Below are 17,701 nucleotides of genomic sequence, written 5' to 3' on the forward strand. Positions count from 1 at the left end.
GTCCAATATTGTATACAATAATTTCAAATCATGTTGACAATCCTGTATTCTTGCTGTTTGCTTACGTTACTTCACGCAGCCGCAGAGCATTTGAAACAAGCGCGAAGAACAAGGGGAATGAAGATGATCAGCAGACGCATCGCCTTGAAATCCATGGCGCTCGGCGCGGCTTCCGCGCTGGCCATCGCCGGCATGCTCGCTTCCGCGCAGGCCGAGAACAAGAAGCTGAAGATCGGCTTCGTAGGCGTCACCAGCGGTCCCGCCGCCGCCTGGGGCACCTCCAATGTGCGCTCCATGCAGGTGCGCGCCGACTGGCTCAACGAGAAGGGCGGGGTCAAGATCGGCGACGACACCTACGACATCGAAATCGTCACCTTCGATGACCAGAAGGATCCCAAGCGGGCCATTGCCGGCATGGAGAAGATGGCCGAGCAGGGCATCCACTACGTCGTCGGCCCCAATGTCGATGACGGCGCTGCCGCGGTACGTCCTGTGGCGGAATCCAAGGGGATCATCTACTTCCCCTATTCCTTCCCCAAGGCGCTCTACACGCCGCCCGCCTCCAACGCGGTGCTGGGCATGGTCGCCAACTACCAGTCGGCGCCGGCCATCTACAAATATCTGAAGGAGAACAAGGGTGTCACCAAGGTCGCCTTCGTCGCGGCCAACGAGTCCGATCCGCTCAGTCAGCGTGACGGCGGTGTCGAGGCGGCCAAGGCGCTGGGGCTGGAGGTCGTTGCCCAGAACGACACCTATCCCAACGACACGCGTGACTTTACCCCCGTGCTGACGCCGATCGTGCAGTTGAAACCGGACCTTCTGGTGCTGTCGGGCGTAGCGCCCGCCAATGCACCACTGCTGATACGCGCCGCGCGCGAACTGGGCTATGAGGGGCTGATCTCGGCCGAGACGGCGCAGGATGCCACCGTGCTGCAGGAAGGTGCTGGCGAGCTTGCCAACGGCTTCATTTCCGTGGGTGGAGCTTCTACGCCGGAAATACGTTCGCCCGAGATGGAGGAATTCATCGACCGCTATACGAAGAAGTATGGCGAGTACAATGACGAATCCAACACCAAGGTCTATGCGCTGGAGTACATCGTCGAAACGCTGAAGGCGAACCCGGCGGCGATCGACAATGTCGAGGAATACAAGAAGACCATGGAGACCTTCTCGGCGCCCAATCCCTTCGTGAAGGAGGGGACGTTGAAATATGTCGGCATGACGTCTTTCGGCCAGAAGCGCCAGATTTCGGTGCCGATGGTGGTGACCGAGTTCAAGGACGGCAAGTTCGACACGCTGTTTGTCGGCGAGGTGGACTGACGCCGACCCGGCCGGATCGTTTCCGGGGTGCTTGCGGCTTTTGCACAGGCGCCCCGGACCGACCTGACATGCGGCATGCCGCGGTGTGATCGCGCCAGCTTCCGGCGATGCGCCGGACCCTTTCGCCAACCGGATTTGACATCATGGAACAGGTGATTGCCAACGGGCTTTATCTCGGCGCCCAATATGCGCTCATCGCGCTCGGCCTGACGCTGATCTTCGCGCTGATGAATGTGCTCAACTTCGCCCACGGGCAAATGTATGTGCTGGGCGGTTTCGTGACCTATACGATCTACGGCCGGCTTGGTCTGCCGTTCCCGGTGGCGCTTGCCGCTTCCTGCGTGACGCTGGGGGTGGTCGGCGCGCTGATTGAAAAGTTCCTGTTCCGCCCGGTGGTGCGGCGTAGCGAGCGCGAGGAGAGCACCATGCTGCTTGCCGCCGCAGTCGCCTTTTTCCTGGACGCAGTCATCCTGCTTTTGTTCGGCGAGAAGCAGCGCGGCGTGCCCAAGATCGTCAATGGCGTCTTCGTTTCCGATCAACTCATCATGCCCTATGACCGCATCGTGGTGGGCGTGGTCGCCATCGCCATGATCGCCGCCTTCGTGCTCTACATGCAGTACAGCCGGCCCGGCCGCGCCATGCGCGCGCTCGCCCAGGACCGCACCGCCGCGCAGCTGATGGGCGTCAATGTCGATCGTTATTCGATGATCGGCTTCGCGCTCGGCGCGTTGCTGGCGGGTGCGGTCGGCAGCCTGCTGGTGACGATTACCGGCGTCAACTCCGGCATCGGTGGCCCGATTTCCATCAAGGCCTTCCTCATGGTGATGATTGGCGGTGCCGGTGTCGTCGGCGGCGCGATTGCCGGCGGCTTCATCCTCGGCATGATGGAATCGGTGGGGCTGACGGTGCTGCGCGAATATGGCGACATCACCTATCTCGTCATCTTCGCGCTTCTCATGGTCTTCCTCAGCATCCGCCCGAACGGGCTGATGGGCAAGCCTTGGGGTTGAGCCATGACCGCGACAGCCAAGCTCTTCGCTTCGGCGGCATTGCTGCTGCTCCTCCTTGTGGGCGTGCCGCTTTTCATCAACGCCACCGGGCGGTCGGATCTCTATTACACGCTCACCTCGGTGGCGTTGCTGTCCATCATCAGCGCCGGCGTGTGGATCACCTTCTATATCGGCCGCATCAATATCGGGCAGGGCGCCTATGCGCTGATGGGCGGCTATGTGTCGGCCATACTGGTCATGGAATATGGCGTTTCCTTCTGGGTCACGCTGCCGCTGGCGGGCCTGTTCTGCATGGCCGCCAGCGTGCTGATCGGCCTGCCGATCCTGCGCCTGCGCGGCGTCTATTTCGCCATGGTCACGCTGGTTCTGACCGAGGTGGCGCGGTTGCTGGCGTTGGCGCTTCCCATCACCAATGGCGCCAAAGGCATCGTCAGCATCCCGCAGCCGGGCCGTATTGGCCTGTTCGGGCTCACCATCGTTCCGGATTTCGCGACGCTCGCAAATCCGCGCTTTGCCTTCTACGTCGTGTCGGTGCTGTTGATGGCACTGTGCTTCGCCGCGCTCTACCGGCTGAAGAATTCGCGCATCGGGCAATTGTGCCAGTCGCTTCAGCAGAATGAGGAACTGGCCTCGTCCATCGGCGTCAACATCACCTATCTGCGCGTGCTGGCTTACGCCATTTCCTCCTTCCTCGGCGGCGTCGGCGGGGCGATGTTCGCGGCCATCTCACAGTCCATCTATCCGTCGAGCTTCACCGTGGCCGACTCCATCAATTTCATGCTCAACTGCTTCCTTGGCGGGCTGGGCTACGTGTTCGGGCCGATGCTCGGCACCTTCGTGCTCTATTTCGGCTGGGACCTGCTGTTCCAGACAGGTGAGTTCCAGCTTCTCATCTTCTCCACGATCCTGATCGCGCTGATGCTGCTTCTGCCCAACGGACTGCTCAGCCTCAGGCTGTCGGGCCGGCCCAAGGCGACCGCCGCTGCCCCGCCGGCGCATCGGCAGGAGGAGGCGCAAGCCCGCAGCACTGCCGCCGGGAGGGCATCGTCATGAGCGCCATTCTCGAAATCTCGGGGCTTACCAAGCGCTTCGGCGGTCTGGTTGCGGTCAACGCCGTGTCGTTCACCGTGGGCGAGCGCGAAATCGTTTCCGTCATCGGGCCGAACGGGGCAGGCAAATCCACCCTGTTCAAGCTGATCGCTTCCTTCCTGCGGCCGACCGAGGGTGAGGTGCGTTTCAAGGGAGAGCGCATTTCCGGACTGGCTGCCCATATCGCAGCCCGCAAGGGCGTGGTGCGCACCTTCCAGGAAACCACCATTTTCAAGAACATGACGGTGCGCGACAATGTCATCACCGCGCATCACCTGCGCTCCCGCGCGAGCCTCGCCGGCTTTTATTTCAGCACGCCGATGGCGCGGCTCGACCAGGAGGAATTCGGTCGCTCGGCCGACGAAATCATCGACTTCCTCGGCCTTTCCGAAATGAGGAACGAGATCGCCTCCAACCTGCCCCATGGGCATCTCAGGGCGCTCGGCATCGCCATCGGCCTTGCCACCGATCCGGCGGTGCTTTTGCTGGACGAACCCTTCGCCGGCATGAACCACGACGAGACGCGGCGCGCGGTGGAGATGGTGCGCAAGGTGCGCGAGCGTGGCATCACCGTGCTTCTGGTGGAGCACGACATGCCCGCCGTGATGAACATTTCCGATCGCATCGTCGTGCTCAATTTCGGTCAGAAGATCGCCGAAGGTACGCCGGCCGAAATCCAGCAGGATGCCAGGGTCATCGAAGCCTATCTGGGTGCCGAAGACGAATCGATCGGGTTGTAGGCCATGGAAAAACTGCTCACATTCGACGATGTCGAACTCTATTACGACCATGTCTACGCGCTGAAGGGCGTTTCGCTCGAGGTCCGGGAGGGCGAGACGGTGGCGCTGATTGGCGCCAACGGGGCGGGAAAATCCTCCATTCTGCGCGCCATTACCGGCCTGAAGAAGCCGCGCACGGGCGAGATCCGCTTCCGCGGCCGGCGCATCGACGGGGTCGGCCCCGATGAGATCGTACGCATGGGCATATCCATGGTGCCCGAAGGCCGCAGGGTGTTTCCCTACATGACGGTCAGGGACAACCTCCTGATGGGTGCCTTCACGCGTGCCGACAAGGCGGAGATCGCAGACTCGCTGGAGCGCGTGCTGACCCGCTTTCCGCGGCTGAAGGAGCGCTACGCGCAGCAGGCCGGAACGATGAGCGGCGGCGAGCAGCAGATGCTGGTGATCGGCCGAGCGCTGATGGCCCGGCCGAAGCTGCTTCTGCTCGACGAGCCCTCGCTTGGCATTGCGCCAAAGCTGGTGCAGGACATCGCCCGCTCCATCGTCGCCATCAATCGCGACGAGAAGGTCAGTGTGCTTCTGGTGGAGCAGAATTCCCGCATGGCGCTGCGTATCTCCCAGCGCGCCTATGCATTGACCACGGGCTCGATCGCGCTCAGCGGGCAATCCGCTGAACTGCTCACCGACGAGCGGGTCAAGCGCCTCTATCTGGGTGGAGAAGTTTAGGAAGTCGCATGCGCATACTTGTCATCAACCCGAACACGACCGCATCCATGACCGCCAAGATCGGCAAGGCCGCATCCCTGGCTGCGGCTTCGGGCACGGATATCCTTGCCGTCAACCCGCAGGACGGTCCGCCCAGCATCGAAGGCTATTTCGATGAGGTGTTCGCCGTGCCGGGCATCATCACCGAGATGGCGCGCAACCGCGACATGGATGCCTATGTCATCGGCTGCTTCGACGATACGGGCCTCGATGCCGCCCGCTGTGCCACGACCGCACCGGTGATCGGCATTGGCGAGGCGGCTTTCCACATGGCAAGCCTGATCGCCGGCAAGTTCAGCGTGGTCACCACGCTTGCCCGCTCGGTGCCGGCGATAGAGCACAATCTGGTGAAATACGGGCTCGCCTCGCGCTGCGCCAGGGTCAGGGCCTCCGATGTGCCCGTGCTCGACCTTGAGAAGCCGGGCTCGGATGCACGCTCCAGGATTTCCGACGAGATCGCGCGGGCGGTGGCCGAGGACGGCGCCGAGGCGATCGTGCTCGGCTGCGCGGGCATGGCTGACCTTGCCAACCAGTTGACGCAGGCACATGGCGTGCCGGTGCTGGATGGTGTGGCCTGCGCCGTCAAGCTGGCCGAGTCCCTGCACGCGCTGGGTCTCCATACTTCGAAAGTCGGCAGCTATGCCGCCCCGCGGGCCAAACGCTTCGCCGGCTTCTACGCGCCACTGTCGCCTTCCGTCGAGGCGGGAGAGGGGATAGTGGCGGCATCGTAGGTGGATTTCTTGAAAGCGTTTCAAAGCCTCGCCACGGCTCCCGGCATTGACCGGCGGGCCGGCCGCGTGAGATTCAGGAACGTTTCATCTGAGCGCTACGGGCGTCGATCCTGCAACGCCTGCGCGTTCTGAAGATACGCCGGAAAAGAACGATATGTTGACCGTACTTCAGCCGGAGAAAAAGAGCGGGAAGCCGGCCTCCCGCTGGGCGGGTGTCTACCGGAGCATCAACGATGCCATCATCGGCCGTCGCCTGATGCCGGGAACCAAGCTGCCCGAGGATGAACTCGCCGCCATATTCGAGGTGAGCCGCACCGTCGTGCGCGCCGCATTGCAGGCCCTTGCGCATGACAGGCTTGTGCGGCTGGAGCCCAACCGTGGCGCCTTCGTTGCCCAGCCCACCAAAAAGGAGGCGCTCGACGTGTTCGAGGCGCGCGCCCTGATTGAGTCGGAAGTCGCGGCGCTGGCTGCCCAGCGCGCGACGCCGGAAGATATTGCCCTGCTGCGGCGTCATCTCGAAAGCGAACACGAGGCGCTCCAGGCCGGCCGCGACAGCGAGGCCATCCTCCTGTCGGCCCGTTTCCATGTCGGCGTGGCCGAGATCGCTGACCAGTCGGCATTGACCGAGATCGTGCGCGACCTGGTTTCCCATTCCTCGCTGATCATCACGCTCTACTGGACGCGCCGGGAAACCACCTGCCACACCCACGCGCATCATGGCCTTGTCGATGCGATCGAGGCGCATCGTCCCGCCGAGGCGGCACGGCTGATGAGGAGCCATCTGGCCGATCTTCTGGCAGGACTGGATCTGGGACGCGAAGACAAAAAGCCCGGCAGATTGGCTGACATATTGAGCTGACGGTTTTGAGCGTGACCGGTTCCGTGAGCCGGCTGGTCATCCGGCAGCATCGGTGCAATCTCGATCTGAGGCTTGTATCTGAACAGGAACCGCGAACGGTATTTCCGCGCGCTCCCTTGATTTGCCTGCGGCATGGGCCATAGTTGGACATCAGGCACGCATGAGGGAAAGCATCATGAAAGCCTTTATTTCAGCCGTTATCGCCGCCATCATTCTTGCAATTGCAGGTTCCTTTGCGCTCGCTGCGGTTCAGGAGCCGGCCTACAAGGCATTCGCAACTTCCGGCGCCCGCGTTGGCGACCCTGGACACAATCTCGTCGGTAACTGGTGAAGCCGAAGCGGCGGTCGGCACCGAAGTGCGAGGCACTCTGGCCCTTTGCGGGGCCTTCTTCGACGTTTTTCCGGTCTGGCTTACATCTGAATTGCATGTAAGCTGAAGCTACGGGCGGCTGTCGCCTCTGAGGCGCAATGCTGACGCGGGGAGGAGCAGAATGGCTGATGCAAAGCGGCATCTGATGATCTGCACATGCGAAAGGTCGATGCCGCTCGACCGGGAAGCCATCGCACGCGGGTGCGGAGGCTGCGGCATCACTCAAGCGAACCATCTGTGCGGAGCGGACCTGCCGCTGTTTCGCGAAGCGATCGCACGCGGCGAACCGGTAACTGTCGCCTGCACGCAGGAGGCCCCATTGTTTCGCGAAGTGGCGGCCGAAACCTCCTTCGTCGATCTCATCTTCGCCAATATCCGCGAAAATGGCGGCTGGTCGAAGGATGCCGGCTCGGCCGGCCCAAAGGCTGCCGCCTTGCTTGCCGCGGCAGAACCGGAACAGGCGGTCGCCCCGATCAGCTTCGAGAGCGACGGCATCATTCTCATCTATGGTCGTGACGAGGCCGCTATCGAAGCGGGCCGCCGGCTGGCCGGCCGGCTCGACATCACCGTGCTTCTCTCACATCCTGAGAACGTTGCGCCACGACCGGTCGATGATTTTCCGGTTCTGAAAGGCGACATCCGCACGGCACATGGGCACCTCGGAGCCTTCGAGCTGACGATCGACGGCTTTGCGCTTCCGTCGCCATCCTCGCGCGAAGTGCTGCGGTTCGGGGCGTCGCGTGACGGCGCTGTTTCCAATTGCGACATCATTCTCGACCTGACGGGAAATCCTCCGCTCTTTCCTGCACCCGATCTGCGTGCCGGCTATCTGCGTGCCGATCCGCGCGATCCACTTGCCGTGGAAAGGGCGATCTTTCAGGCCGGCGATCTCGTCGGAACCTTCGACAAGCCGGTCTTCATTCGCTTCGATGCATCGCTGTGCGCGCATTCGCGCTCGGGCATAACCGGGTGCCGCCGTTGCCTCGATCTATGCCCGGCGGGTGCGATCACCCCCAATGGCGATGCCGTTGCCATCGACCCGGCCATATGCGGCGGTTGCGGATTCTGTGCCGCAGCCTGTCCCACCGGGGCGGCTACCTATGCCGTGCCGGGGCCGGAAGGACAGATCGGCCGGCTGCGCACAATGCTTTCGGCTTACCACGCCGCCGGTGGCAGGCAGGCGACGGTGCTGTTCCATGACGCAGACCATGGCGAACCGCTGGTCGATGCGCTCGCCCGCTATGGCGATGGTCTGCCGGCCAATGTCATTCCGTTCCGGGTCAACGAGGTCACGCAGGTCGGGCCGGAAAGCATTGCGGCGACCCTCGCCTATGGCGGCTCCGGCGTCGTCTTCCTGACGCGTGAACGGCCGCGCCACGACATAGCGGGCCTCAGGCAAGTGGTGGACTGGAGCAACACGACAGCCACCGCGCTGGGGTTCGGCAGCGATGCCGTGCGCATTATCCAGGCCGATGATCCGGATCGCCTGCGCGCCGATCTCGACGATATTCCCCTGGGTGGGGAGATCGCTGAACCCTCCTCATTCATGCCGTTGGGTGGCAGACGCAGCCTCATGGAGACAGCATTTCGCGAACTCCACCATGCTGCGCCGTCACCGGTCGAACGCATTGCCTTGTCGCAGGGCGCGCCGTTCGGCAGTGTCGACCTCGATGTGGGGCGCTGCACGCTCTGCCATGCGTGTGTCACGGCTTGCCCGACCGGAGCGCTTTCGGCGGAGCCTGATCGGCCCATGCTGCGCTTTGCCGAAATCGCCTGCGTGCAATGCGGATTGTGCGAGGCGACCTGCCCGGAAGACGCCATCACGCTCGATCCGCGCCTGGATTTCGCAGCGTGGGAGGCGCCCCGGCGCACCTTGAAGGAGGAAGAGCCGTTCCTGTGCATTTCCTGTGGCACGCCCTTCGGCACCAAAAGCACCATTGAGCGTATCGTTGCCAAGCTGGAGCAAAAACACTGGATGTATCGCGGTGCCAATGCAAACCATCTCGATCTGGTGCGCATGTGCGAGAATTGCCGTGCGACGGCCATGGTGCATGAAGGCTTCGATCCGAGCGCGCCACAGCGACGCCCGGTGTTGACGACAGACGATTTCCTGCGCGCGCGTGATGCCGGCAAGGACAGCGGCTCTGCTGGTTGACGCTATTTGCCGCTCTTCAGGACGGCCGTGAAATCGCAGTTTCAGTCGAAGCGCGGAGTGGCGCTGCCGTGATGGCGCGGGCGGGCGTCGGGCTCGCTGGATTCCGGAGCTTCATCGGATGGAACGCCTGCCTGTTCCGGTTCTGTCCCGGCGCTTGTTTGGAGCGGGGTCTGCGCCCCGACGGGCGGCGCCGCGATCGACACTTGCGCGAGCGCTGCCGGAGGAGCCTCGACGGTGTCGCCATGCGGCTCCTCATCCACCAGTTGACCAAGCAGGCGCTTGGCTGCATCCACGGCGAGCGGCCGAAAACCCGGAACGCTGCCTGCCGTATGATCCCAGAAATTCTCGTTTGGTCCGATGAAATCGCGGATCGCGAGGTCGGCCGACCAGGCGCGACGCAGCGCGGCGTTGCGCAGCGAGGTCGGCACCCCTGCCGCCAGAAAACCGCGCAGGTCGGTGGTGGCATCGATGGAGTCGAGAGCAGGCAGATGCGAGAGGTCGGGGGCGTCTTCCGCATCCGGCGTGGGCTCGGTGGCGGCTGCGCCGTGCGTAGCTTCCGCATCGTTGGTGCTTTCGGGCGTAGACGCTTCTTGTGTCTCGTCCTTGGCCTGCGCCTTCAGGCGTGACCAGCGCGCAAGGATGCCTTCATCTTCGGCCATTGTTCGTTCCATCGGCAGGGAGCCGCCGCGCCAGTGCTTCCGGGTCGGCGCGATCGCGTTCGCGTTTGACGAAATTGTCCTGGATGGGATGGCGTGCGACGAATTCGGCGACTTGCCGGACAATCGCCGGCGGCAGCGGAACGGCCTCCACCACCACCGTGCCTGCTTCGGCCAGCGCTTCTCCCTCGGCGGGGTCTATTGTCGCGCCGGCTATGACGCAGGGCGGCGTTCCGCCGGTTTCGGAGATAGCCACCCAGGCGCAGGGTTGCGGCGAGGTGAGATTGTCGCGGTAGTGAGCGGCTTCGGTCTTGTAGAGGTCGAGGGATACCGCGCCGGCATAGAAAGTCGCGGTCGTTCCGTCGTCGTCGAGGCAGATCCAGGGCGTGGCCGCCGGGGCGCCTGCCAGCAGCGCAACCGGCCGCCAGGTAAAGTCGACCCAGGGCGAAGCCGCGCTGCGCCGTTCCACCACGATCCCTGCCGGAATGCTGAAATGCGATGCCGGATTGCTCAACCTGCCGCTCCTTGCAAGCCACCTGGTGACATCGCCACGAAAGATAGCGGGATTTCGGGGCCATGACACCCGACCGAAAGTCTTATTCCAGACGGTTGACGTTTCAACCTTTTCAGTAGACCCTCCCGTTTGTAGGCAGGTGCGGGTGGGCCGCATGTTACCGAACGGCGCTCCCGCCACCGCACATGGTGGAGGGATGCGCATGCACAAAATCCACTTTGTCGAAACTGTCGCCGGGCGTGATGCGCCGCGCGATGTGATGGCGTTGCCGGAGGTGGCGCTATGACGCCGGCCGCCGCGCAATCCGCGAAGACTGTATCAAGGACATTTACGGCCGAAGGCGAGGATGGCGACATCGTCTGTGCCTCGTTCCCCGGACCTGACGAGGTGGATTGCGCGCGGGCGCTCGAATATGCGCTGCTGGCCACCTTGCTTCTCGTTCCTCCTGATCACGAGTTCCTGTCACGCCTTTCGGCAATAGAAGGCGATGGCACTCAACTCGGCCGAGCGCATGCGGCGCTGGCGGCGGCCGCAGGCGAGACGGATCCCGAAACGCTGGAACGGGAGCATTTCCGGCTTTTCGTCGGCGTCGGCCGCAGCGAGCTTCTGCCTTACGCCTCCTACTATCTCACCGGCTTCCTCAACGAGCGGCCGCTGGCGCTGTTGCGCGGCGACCTGCGCCGACTGGGCATCGAGCCGGTTTCGGGACATACCGAGCCGGAGGATCACGCCGGGATGCTGTGCGAAGTCATGGCCGGCTTTGCCGCAAAGGTCTACGGCGCAATGGATCCGGCTGTGCAGGCGGTGTTTTTCGACACCCATCTGAAACCGTGGTGCGGCCGCTTCTTCGCGGATGTGGAGCGCGCGGCCGACTGTGAGTTCTATCGGCAATTCGGCGCGCTTGGCCGGCTGTTCATCGAGATTGAGACGGAGGCCTTTGCCTTGCCGGCGTGACGCGTCAACAGGAGTGGGAGGAAGAGATATGGCATCCGGAAACGAGCATGGTGTGAAGCGACGAGACTTCCTGCGCGCGCTCGGCCTTTCTCCTCTGGCCGCGGTTCCCACGCTTGGCGCCGAGGCACGCGCTGATAGCGAAAGCCGGGACGAGCGGCTGAAAGCCCGCTACCGGGAAACCGAGCACGTGAAGACCTATTATCGTGTCAACCGCTATCCGGGCAGGGGAGAGTGACATGCTGATCAAGCGTTCGGACCGTCCCGCCCGCCAAACCCGTCTGGCGGGATTCGCTGAAGGGCAGGGGCTGGCCCGGCTCGACCGACGCAGCTTCCTGCGCCGCTCCGGGCTCGCCGCCGGCGGACTTGCCGCCATCGGCGCCTTGCCGCTCGCCAATATGCGCAAGGCCGAGGCAGGCCCGCCGCCGGAACCGGGCGCTACGGTGGAAATCCGCAAGAGCATCTGCACGCACTGCGCGGTCGGCTGTACGGTCACGGCGGAAGTTTCCAACGGTGTCTGGATCGGTCAGGAGCCGAGCTTCGACAGTCCCATCAATCGCGGCTCGCATTGCGCCAAGGGCGCGTCCGTTCGCGAACTGGTGCACAGCGAGCGGCGTCTCAAATATCCGCTGAAGCTGGTCGATGGCGCATGGAAACGGGCGAGCTGGGACGAGGCCATCACCGACATCTGCGACAGGATCACGCAAATCCGCGGCGCGTCGGGAGCGGATGCGGTCTATTGGCTGGGTTCGGCCAAATTCACCAATGAAGGCGCCTATCTGTTCCGCAAGCTCGGCGCCTTCTGGGGCACCAACAACACCGACCATCAGGCCCGCATCTGCCACTCCACCACCGTCACCGGCGTTGCCAATACATGGGGCTACGGCGCCATGACCAACAGCATCAACGACATGCGCAACGCCAAGACGCTGCTCTATCTCGGCAGCAATGCGGCCGAAGCGCATCCGGTGGCCATGCAGCACATGCTGGAGGGCAAGGAACTCAACAACGCCAACATGATCGTGGTCGACCCGCGCATGACGCGCACTGCCGCCCATGCCACCGATTATGTGCGGCTGCGGCCGGGGACCGACATTCCCTTCCTCTATGGGCTCATGTGGCACATCGTGAAGAACGGCTGGGAGGACAGGGAATTCATCCAGAGCCGTGTCTACGGCTATGACGATGTCCTCAAGGAAATCGAGAAATGGCCACCCGACGAGGTGGAGCGCGTCACCGGCGTGCCGGGCGGACAGGTCGAGCGCATCGCTAGGCTGTTTGCGACGGAGAAGCCCGCGACCCTGATCTGGTGCATGGGCCAGACCCAGCACACTGTCGGCACGGCCAATGTGCGGGCGAGCTGCATCCTGCTGCTGCTCACCGGCAATGTCGGCAAGCCGGGCACCGGCGCCAACATCCTGCGCGGGCATGACAATGTGCAAGGGGCCACGGATGTCGGCCTCGATATCGTGACGCTGCCTTTCTATTACGGCCTCAAGGACACCGCCTGGAAGCATTGGTCGCGCGTGTGGGAGGTCGATTACGAGTGGTTCGTGTCACGCTTCGACAACAAGGAGATCATGGAAGCGCCGGGCATTCCGCTGACGCGCTGGTTCGATGCAGTGCTCCTGCCCAAGGATCAGGTGCATCAGAAGGACAATGTGCGGGCGATGTTCGTGCAGGGGCACGCCTCCAACAGCATCACCCGCATTCCAGAGTCGATCAAGGCGCTGGCCAAGCTCGATCTCCTGGTGGTGGTCGATCCGCATCCCACGACCTGGGCATCGCTTGCGCTCAAGGCGGGGCGCAAGGGTGACACCTGGCTGCTGCCGGCCTGTACGCAGTTCGAGGCCAAGGGCTCGCGCGTCGCCTCCAACCGTTCGCTGCAATGGGGCGAGCAGATCGTGAAGCCGAGCTTCGAGGCCAAGGACGATCTGGAGATTATGTATCTCATCGCCCAGAAGCTCGGCTTTGCCGACAAGATGTTCAAGAATATCAAGGTCGAGAACAACCTTCCCGAAGCCGAAGACATATTGCGCGAGATGAATCGCGGTAGCTGGAGCACCGGCTATTGCGGGCAGTCGCCCGAGCGCCTGAAGCTGCACATGGCCAACCAGAAGGATTTCGATCTGGTGGACCTGCGCGCCAAGGACGGTCCCGCCAGGGGCGACTATTATGGTTTGCCGTGGCCATGCTGGGGCGCGCCGGAAGTCAAGCATCCCGGCAGCCCGCTGCTCTACAACACCAATTTGCACGTCATGGATGGCGGCGGTACGTTCCGCGCGCGCTTCGGGGTGGAGCGCGATGGCGTCAACCTGCTTGCCAGCGGCTCCTATTCGCTCGGCTCCGAAATCCAGGACGGCTATCCCGAATTCACTTATGGTGTCCTGAAGAAGCTCGGCTGGGATCAGGACCTGACGCCCGACGAGCTTGCCACCATCGAGAAGATTGGCGGTGACAAGGCCGATGCGGTTTCATGGTCCACGGACCTTTCCGGCGGCATCCAGCGCGTGGCGATGAAGCATGGCTGCGTGCCCTACGGCAATGCGCGGGCGCGCATGAACGCCTTTGGCGTGCCGGATCCGATACCGGTCCATCGCGAGCCGATCTACACGCCGCGCGTCGATCTGGTGGCCAAATATCCCACCCGCGAAGACGAGGTGCAGTTCCGCCTGCCCAATATCGGCTTCTCGGTGCAGAAGTCGGCGGTAGACCGGCAGGTGGCCAAACAGTTCCCGCTCATCCTCTCTACCGGCCGGCTGGTCGAGTTCGAGGGTGGTGGCGAGGAAACGCGCTCCAATCCATGGCTGGCCGAATTGCAGCAGGATATGTTCATCGAGATCAATCCGGGCGATGCGAGCGAGCGGGGCATCGTCGATGGCGGCTGGGTCTGGGTTACGGGCGCGGAGAATGGCTCGAAGGCCAGGATGCGGGCTCTGGTGACGGAGCGCGTCGGCAAGGGCCTGGCCTGGATGCCCTTCCATTTCGGCGGCTGGTTCGGCGGCGAGGATTTGCGCGCCAACTACCCCGAGGGCGCCGACCCGATCGTGCTTGGCGAAAGCGCCAACACCATAACCACCTATGGCTACGACCCTGCCACCGGTATGCAGGAACCCAAGGTCACGCTCTGCCAGATCGCGGCGGCGTAAGGAGGCAACAATGGCACGGATGAAATTTCTCTGCGATGCCGAACGCTGCATCGAATGCAATGCCTGCGTCACCGCCTGCAAGAACGAGCACGAGGTGCCGTGGGGCATCAACCGGCGCCGCGTGGTGACCATCAATGACGGGTTGCCGGGCGAACGCTCGGTCACCATGGCCTGTATGCACTGCACCGACGCGCCCTGCATGGCGGTCTGCCCGGTCGAATGCATCTACACCACCGACGATGGCGTGGTGCTGCATTCCAAGGATCAATGCATCGGCTGCGGCTACTGCTTCTACGCCTGTCCGTTCGGTGCACCGCAATATCCGCGTCTCGGCAATTTCGGCTCGCGCGGCAAGATGGACAAATGCACCTTCTGCGCCGGCGGGCCGGAGCCGGACGGCAGCAAGGAGGAGTATGAGAAATACGGTGCCAATCGTCTCGCCGAGGGCAAGCTGCCGCTTTGCGCCGAGATGTGCGCGACCAAGTCGCTGCTGGCTGGCGATGGCGAGGTCATCGAGCAGATATTCCGCGATCGGGTGGAGCAGCGCGGCTACAGCTCGGGCGCCTGGGGATGGCAGACAGCATATGGCGAGGATGTCACGTCGTGATGCCCGGTCGTTGCCAAGGGGGTTGCGGCGAGCAACCATGAACAAGGGAGGATGAGACATGAGCAGTCTTGCCGCCGGAATTCGCAATGTCGCGGGCGCTTGCGTTCTCGCGGGGCTGACGGCGCTTTCCACTCCCGGCAGCGCGCAGGAGCAGACGCAGCAGCCGGCCGAGACGACAATCATCAATCCGACCGCGCAAGGCGTAACCCAGCAGCAGCTTCTGCAGCAGGAGCCGCGGATCACCGGCCGCATCACCATACCGGACAGCCGAGCCGCCGTTCTGATCCAGCCCGCCGGCAGGGAATGGCGCGCCTTTCACGAAGTCGCGCTGCGCTGGATCGCGGCGATTGCCATACTCGGCATGCTGGTCATCCTGGTCGCCTTCTACCTGACGCGCGGCATGGTACGACTGGAGAGCGGCCGCTCCGGGCGAACCATCGTGCGCTTCAATGCGTTCGAGCGTTTCGTTCACTGGATGACCGCGACCTGTTTCATCATCCTTGGCCTGTCGGGCCTTAACATCACTTTCGGCAAGAAACTGCTGATGCCGTTGATGAGTCCGGACGCCTTCGCGACGTTCTCGGACTGGGCCAAGCACGCGCACAATTATCTCAGTTTCCCGTTCACGATCGGCGTGGTGCTGATTTTCCTGATGTGGCTGGGGGGAAACATTCCCAATCGCAGGGACGTCGAGTGGCTGAAACGTGGCGGTGGCATCGTCGGGCATGATCATCCGCCTGCGGACCGGTTCAATGCCGGCCAGAAAGCCGTCTACTGGATCGTCGTGCTGGGCGGAGCGGCGGTGGCGATCAGCGGCTATGTGCTGATCTTTCCCTTCTACGGCACCGGCATCGGCGACATGCATACGGCCCACATCGTCCATTCGGTGATCGCCGTGCTGTTCTTCGCAGTGATGCTCGCGCATATCTATATCGGCACGATCGGCATGGAAGGCGCTTTCGAGGCGATGGGCAGCGGCACGGTCGACGAGAACTGGGCAAGGGAGCATCACAGCCTGTGGCTCGAGAAGGAGCTGCGTGAAGGCAAGGCCGATGGGCCGCGCGGGCCTGAGCCGTTCTCGACGCCAGCGGAATAACCGGCTAGGAGTCCGCTGCTGGTGGCCATCTCGCCTCGGCGATGCCCGATCACGGGTAAATGACCTGAAGCGCGCCGCAGTCCTGCGGGAGCGTCGCGCGCCTGTCAGTGCACGACTTTCCAAAAACCGGTTGTCCCTTGCGCCGACACGCACCATTCCGTTGGGAATGGCGCTCGAACCCGGTTTGCATCGACGGTATAAACCGTGCCCGACCGATCCATTATCGTCATCCTGCGGCTGCTGCAAAACGATCTGCGAATGTGGCTTGGCAAGAAATGTTATATATGCATGGATATAGATAATTAGATATGGAGACTACCGTGCGGTTTCAGGCCATCCTTGTTGCGCTTCTCACCCTCTTTTCGTCGCACGCCTTTGCCGTGGACGAAGCGAGCCTGCCCAAAGCGAAGCAGACGAAGCTCGGTCTCTACCTGACGCCCGCGGAAGCCTACGAAATGATTGAGCCGAACCCGCAACAGGTTCTGTTCATCGACGTGCGCGCGCCGGCGGAGGTGGCTTTCGTCGGCATGCCGTCTGCCGCCGACGCGAATATTCCCTACATGGTCCTGCCGGATTTTCCTGTCTGGGATGAGGCGAAGTCGACCTTCAAGCTGGAAGCCAACCCGGATTTTGTGTCGGACGTGCGCAGCTTGGCTGAGAAAAAAGGCCTTGGTCCGGACGCCAGGGTGATTGTCATGTGCCGGTCGGGCGACCGCAGTGCCGCATCGGCAAACCTGCTGGCTGAAGCCGGGTTCACCCATGTCTATACCGTTGTCGAAGGTTTCGAGGGCGACATGGCCAAAGAAGGCCCGAAAGCGGGAACCCGCAGTGTGAACGGATGGAAGAATGCCGGCCTGCCCTGGTCCTACAAGCTCGACCGGGAAAAGATGTACGGCTTGCAATAGATCGGTATCAAGCTGCTCCATTATATCCGCTTGGATATAATGGAGCCGACAGCGCCTTGCGCTAGGCGATCCCTTCGACGTGACCGCCCAGGAAAAGCTGGCCGACGCGCGGATCGCCCAGCAGGGTTTCGGCTCTGTCGTGCATCCGCGTCTGGCCAAGTTCCAGCACCAGCCCGTAATCGGACATGGCAAGCGCCGCCTTGGCGTTCTGTTCCACCATCAGGATGGTCACGCCGTTGTCGCGCAGGCGCATCAGCGTCTGAAACACTTCCTGCACCAGATTGGGCGACAGGCCGATCGACGGCTCATCGATCAGGATCAGCTTTGGGTCGAGAAGCAAGGCGCGGGCGACTTCGAGTTGCTTCTGCTGCCCGCCGGAGAGTTCTATGGCCTTGCGGTTGCGAAACTCGCGCAACATGGGGAACTGGTCCATCACCTTCTCGATGCGCTCGCGCACCCTGGCCTGATCGGGCGAGGTGATGCCGCCGAGTTCCAGGTTGTGATAGACGGAAAGCTGCGGCACCACGTTGCGCCCTTGCGGCACATAGGTCACGCCATGGGCGATCATCTGCCGGGGTTTTTGCCGCGTCACATCCTTGCCGTCGAGCAGGATCTGCCCGGACTGGATGTTCAGCAGACCGAATATCGCCTTGAAGACGGTGGACTTGCCCGCGCCGTTCGGCCCGATCACCGTGGTGATCGAGGCCTTCGGGACCGAAAACGACACGCCGTTGAGGATCGTGATCTTGCCGTAGCCGCCGTGCACATCTTTCAGTTCAAGCAC

General features: G+C 62.9%; 18 protein-coding genes. 15 read left to right on the forward strand and 3 right to left on the reverse strand.

Going from position 1 to position 17,701, the window contains the following annotated elements:
- The first annotated feature begins 123 nt into the window (after nt 1–123).
- The 9 genes from C7441_RS00460 to C7441_RS00495 all read left to right on the forward strand — a co-directional run bounded on the left by C7441_RS00460 (nt 124) and on the right by C7441_RS00495 (nt 9,039).
- Nucleotides 124–1,320 (forward strand): ABC transporter substrate-binding protein, encoded by a 1,197-nt coding sequence (locus tag C7441_RS00460; RefSeq protein WP_109611581.1) that lies wholly within the window; start codon nt 124–126, stop codon nt 1,318–1,320.
- Between the two features lie 143 nt (nt 1,321–1,463).
- Nucleotides 1,464–2,330: a branched-chain amino acid ABC transporter permease gene (locus C7441_RS00465; RefSeq protein ID WP_109611241.1), complete on the forward strand. Its 867-nt coding sequence runs from the start codon at nt 1,464–1,466 to the stop codon at nt 2,328–2,330.
- 3 nt (nt 2,331–2,333) lie between these two features.
- The gene (locus C7441_RS00470; protein ID WP_109611242.1) at nt 2,334–3,383 is read left to right on the forward strand and encodes a branched-chain amino acid ABC transporter permease; all 1,050 of its coding nucleotides are present in this window, start codon (nt 2,334–2,336) and stop codon (nt 3,381–3,383) included.
- Complete coding sequence (locus tag C7441_RS00475) at nt 3,380–4,159, forward strand: ABC transporter ATP-binding protein (RefSeq protein ID WP_109611243.1); 780 nt, start codon at nt 3,380–3,382, stop codon at nt 4,157–4,159. Before C7441_RS00470 ends, C7441_RS00475 begins: the two co-directional genes overlap by 4 nt.
- A gap of 3 nt (nt 4,160–4,162) precedes the next feature.
- Complete coding sequence (locus C7441_RS00480) at nt 4,163–4,885, forward strand: ABC transporter ATP-binding protein (RefSeq protein WP_019173755.1); 723 nt, start codon at nt 4,163–4,165, stop codon at nt 4,883–4,885.
- Nucleotides 4,886–4,893: 8 nt separating this feature from the next.
- Nucleotides 4,894–5,655 carry an aspartate/glutamate racemase family protein gene (locus C7441_RS00485; protein WP_109611244.1) on the forward strand — a complete coding sequence of 254 codons (762 nt, stop codon included), beginning with the start codon at nt 4,894–4,896 and terminating at the stop codon, nt 5,653–5,655.
- 154 nt (nt 5,656–5,809) lie between these two features.
- Complete coding sequence (locus tag C7441_RS00490) at nt 5,810–6,514, forward strand: GntR family transcriptional regulator (protein ID WP_109611245.1); 705 nt, start codon at nt 5,810–5,812, stop codon at nt 6,512–6,514.
- A gap of 175 nt (nt 6,515–6,689) precedes the next feature.
- A complete protein-coding gene (locus C7441_RS23915) occupies nt 6,690–6,845 on the forward strand; it encodes a hypothetical protein (RefSeq protein WP_019173747.1) in 156 nt (51 codons plus the stop codon).
- Between the two features lie 160 nt (nt 6,846–7,005).
- Nucleotides 7,006–9,039, forward strand: coding sequence for a 4Fe-4S dicluster domain-containing protein (locus C7441_RS00495; protein WP_109611246.1), 2,034 nt, complete (start codon nt 7,006–7,008; stop codon nt 9,037–9,039).
- Between the two features lie 41 nt (nt 9,040–9,080).
- On the opposite strand, the gene C7441_RS00500 is transcribed toward C7441_RS00495, so the two are convergent.
- Together C7441_RS00500 and C7441_RS00505 are read right to left on the reverse strand one after the other, a co-directional pair.
- Nucleotides 9,081–9,698 (reverse strand): DUF3306 domain-containing protein, encoded by a 618-nt coding sequence (locus C7441_RS00500; protein ID WP_170124963.1) that lies wholly within the window; start codon nt 9,696–9,698, stop codon nt 9,081–9,083.
- Nucleotides 9,685–10,209 carry a DUF3305 domain-containing protein gene (locus tag C7441_RS00505; protein WP_109611248.1) on the reverse strand — a complete coding sequence of 175 codons (525 nt, stop codon included), beginning with the start codon at nt 10,207–10,209 and terminating at the stop codon, nt 9,685–9,687. Before C7441_RS00505 ends, C7441_RS00500 begins: the two co-directional genes overlap by 14 nt.
- 282 nt (nt 10,210–10,491) lie before the next feature.
- Between C7441_RS00505 and C7441_RS00510 the strand changes: the two genes are divergently transcribed.
- The 6 genes from C7441_RS00510 to C7441_RS00535 all read left to right on the forward strand — a co-directional run bounded on the left by C7441_RS00510 (nt 10,492) and on the right by C7441_RS00535 (nt 16,917).
- Nucleotides 10,492–11,163: a TorD/DmsD family molecular chaperone gene (locus C7441_RS00510; protein WP_109611249.1), complete on the forward strand. Its 672-nt coding sequence runs from the start codon at nt 10,492–10,494 to the stop codon at nt 11,161–11,163.
- Nucleotides 11,164–11,191: 28 nt separating this feature from the next.
- Nucleotides 11,192–11,398, forward strand: a complete 207-nt coding sequence (locus C7441_RS00515) for a hypothetical protein (RefSeq protein ID WP_019173742.1) — start codon at nt 11,192–11,194, stop codon at nt 11,396–11,398.
- Nucleotide 11,399: 1 nt separating this feature from the next.
- Nucleotides 11,400–14,309: a formate dehydrogenase subunit alpha gene (locus C7441_RS00520; protein WP_109611250.1), complete on the forward strand. Its 2,910-nt coding sequence runs from the start codon at nt 11,400–11,402 to the stop codon at nt 14,307–14,309.
- A gap of 10 nt (nt 14,310–14,319) precedes the next feature.
- Entirely contained in the window at nt 14,320–14,916 is a 597-nt protein-coding gene (gene fdh3B / locus C7441_RS00525) for a formate dehydrogenase FDH3 subunit beta (RefSeq protein ID WP_026060709.1), read from the forward strand.
- A 58-nt stretch (nt 14,917–14,974) separates the two neighbouring features.
- Nucleotides 14,975–16,012 (forward strand): formate dehydrogenase subunit gamma, encoded by a 1,038-nt coding sequence (locus C7441_RS00530; protein WP_109611251.1) that lies wholly within the window; start codon nt 14,975–14,977, stop codon nt 16,010–16,012.
- 320 nt (nt 16,013–16,332) lie between these two features.
- Nucleotides 16,333–16,917 carry a rhodanese-like domain-containing protein gene (locus tag C7441_RS00535; protein ID WP_109611582.1) on the forward strand — a complete coding sequence of 195 codons (585 nt, stop codon included), beginning with the start codon at nt 16,333–16,335 and terminating at the stop codon, nt 16,915–16,917.
- 61 nt (nt 16,918–16,978) lie between these two features.
- On the opposite strand, the gene C7441_RS00540 is transcribed toward C7441_RS00535, so the two are convergent.
- A complete protein-coding gene (locus C7441_RS00540; RefSeq protein WP_109611252.1) occupies nt 16,979–17,701 on the reverse strand; it encodes an ABC transporter ATP-binding protein in 723 nt (240 codons plus the stop codon).

This window comes from Pseudaminobacter salicylatoxidans (assembly GCF_003148475.1).
Taxonomy (GTDB): domain Bacteria; phylum Pseudomonadota; class Alphaproteobacteria; order Rhizobiales; family Rhizobiaceae; genus Pseudaminobacter; species Pseudaminobacter salicylatoxidans.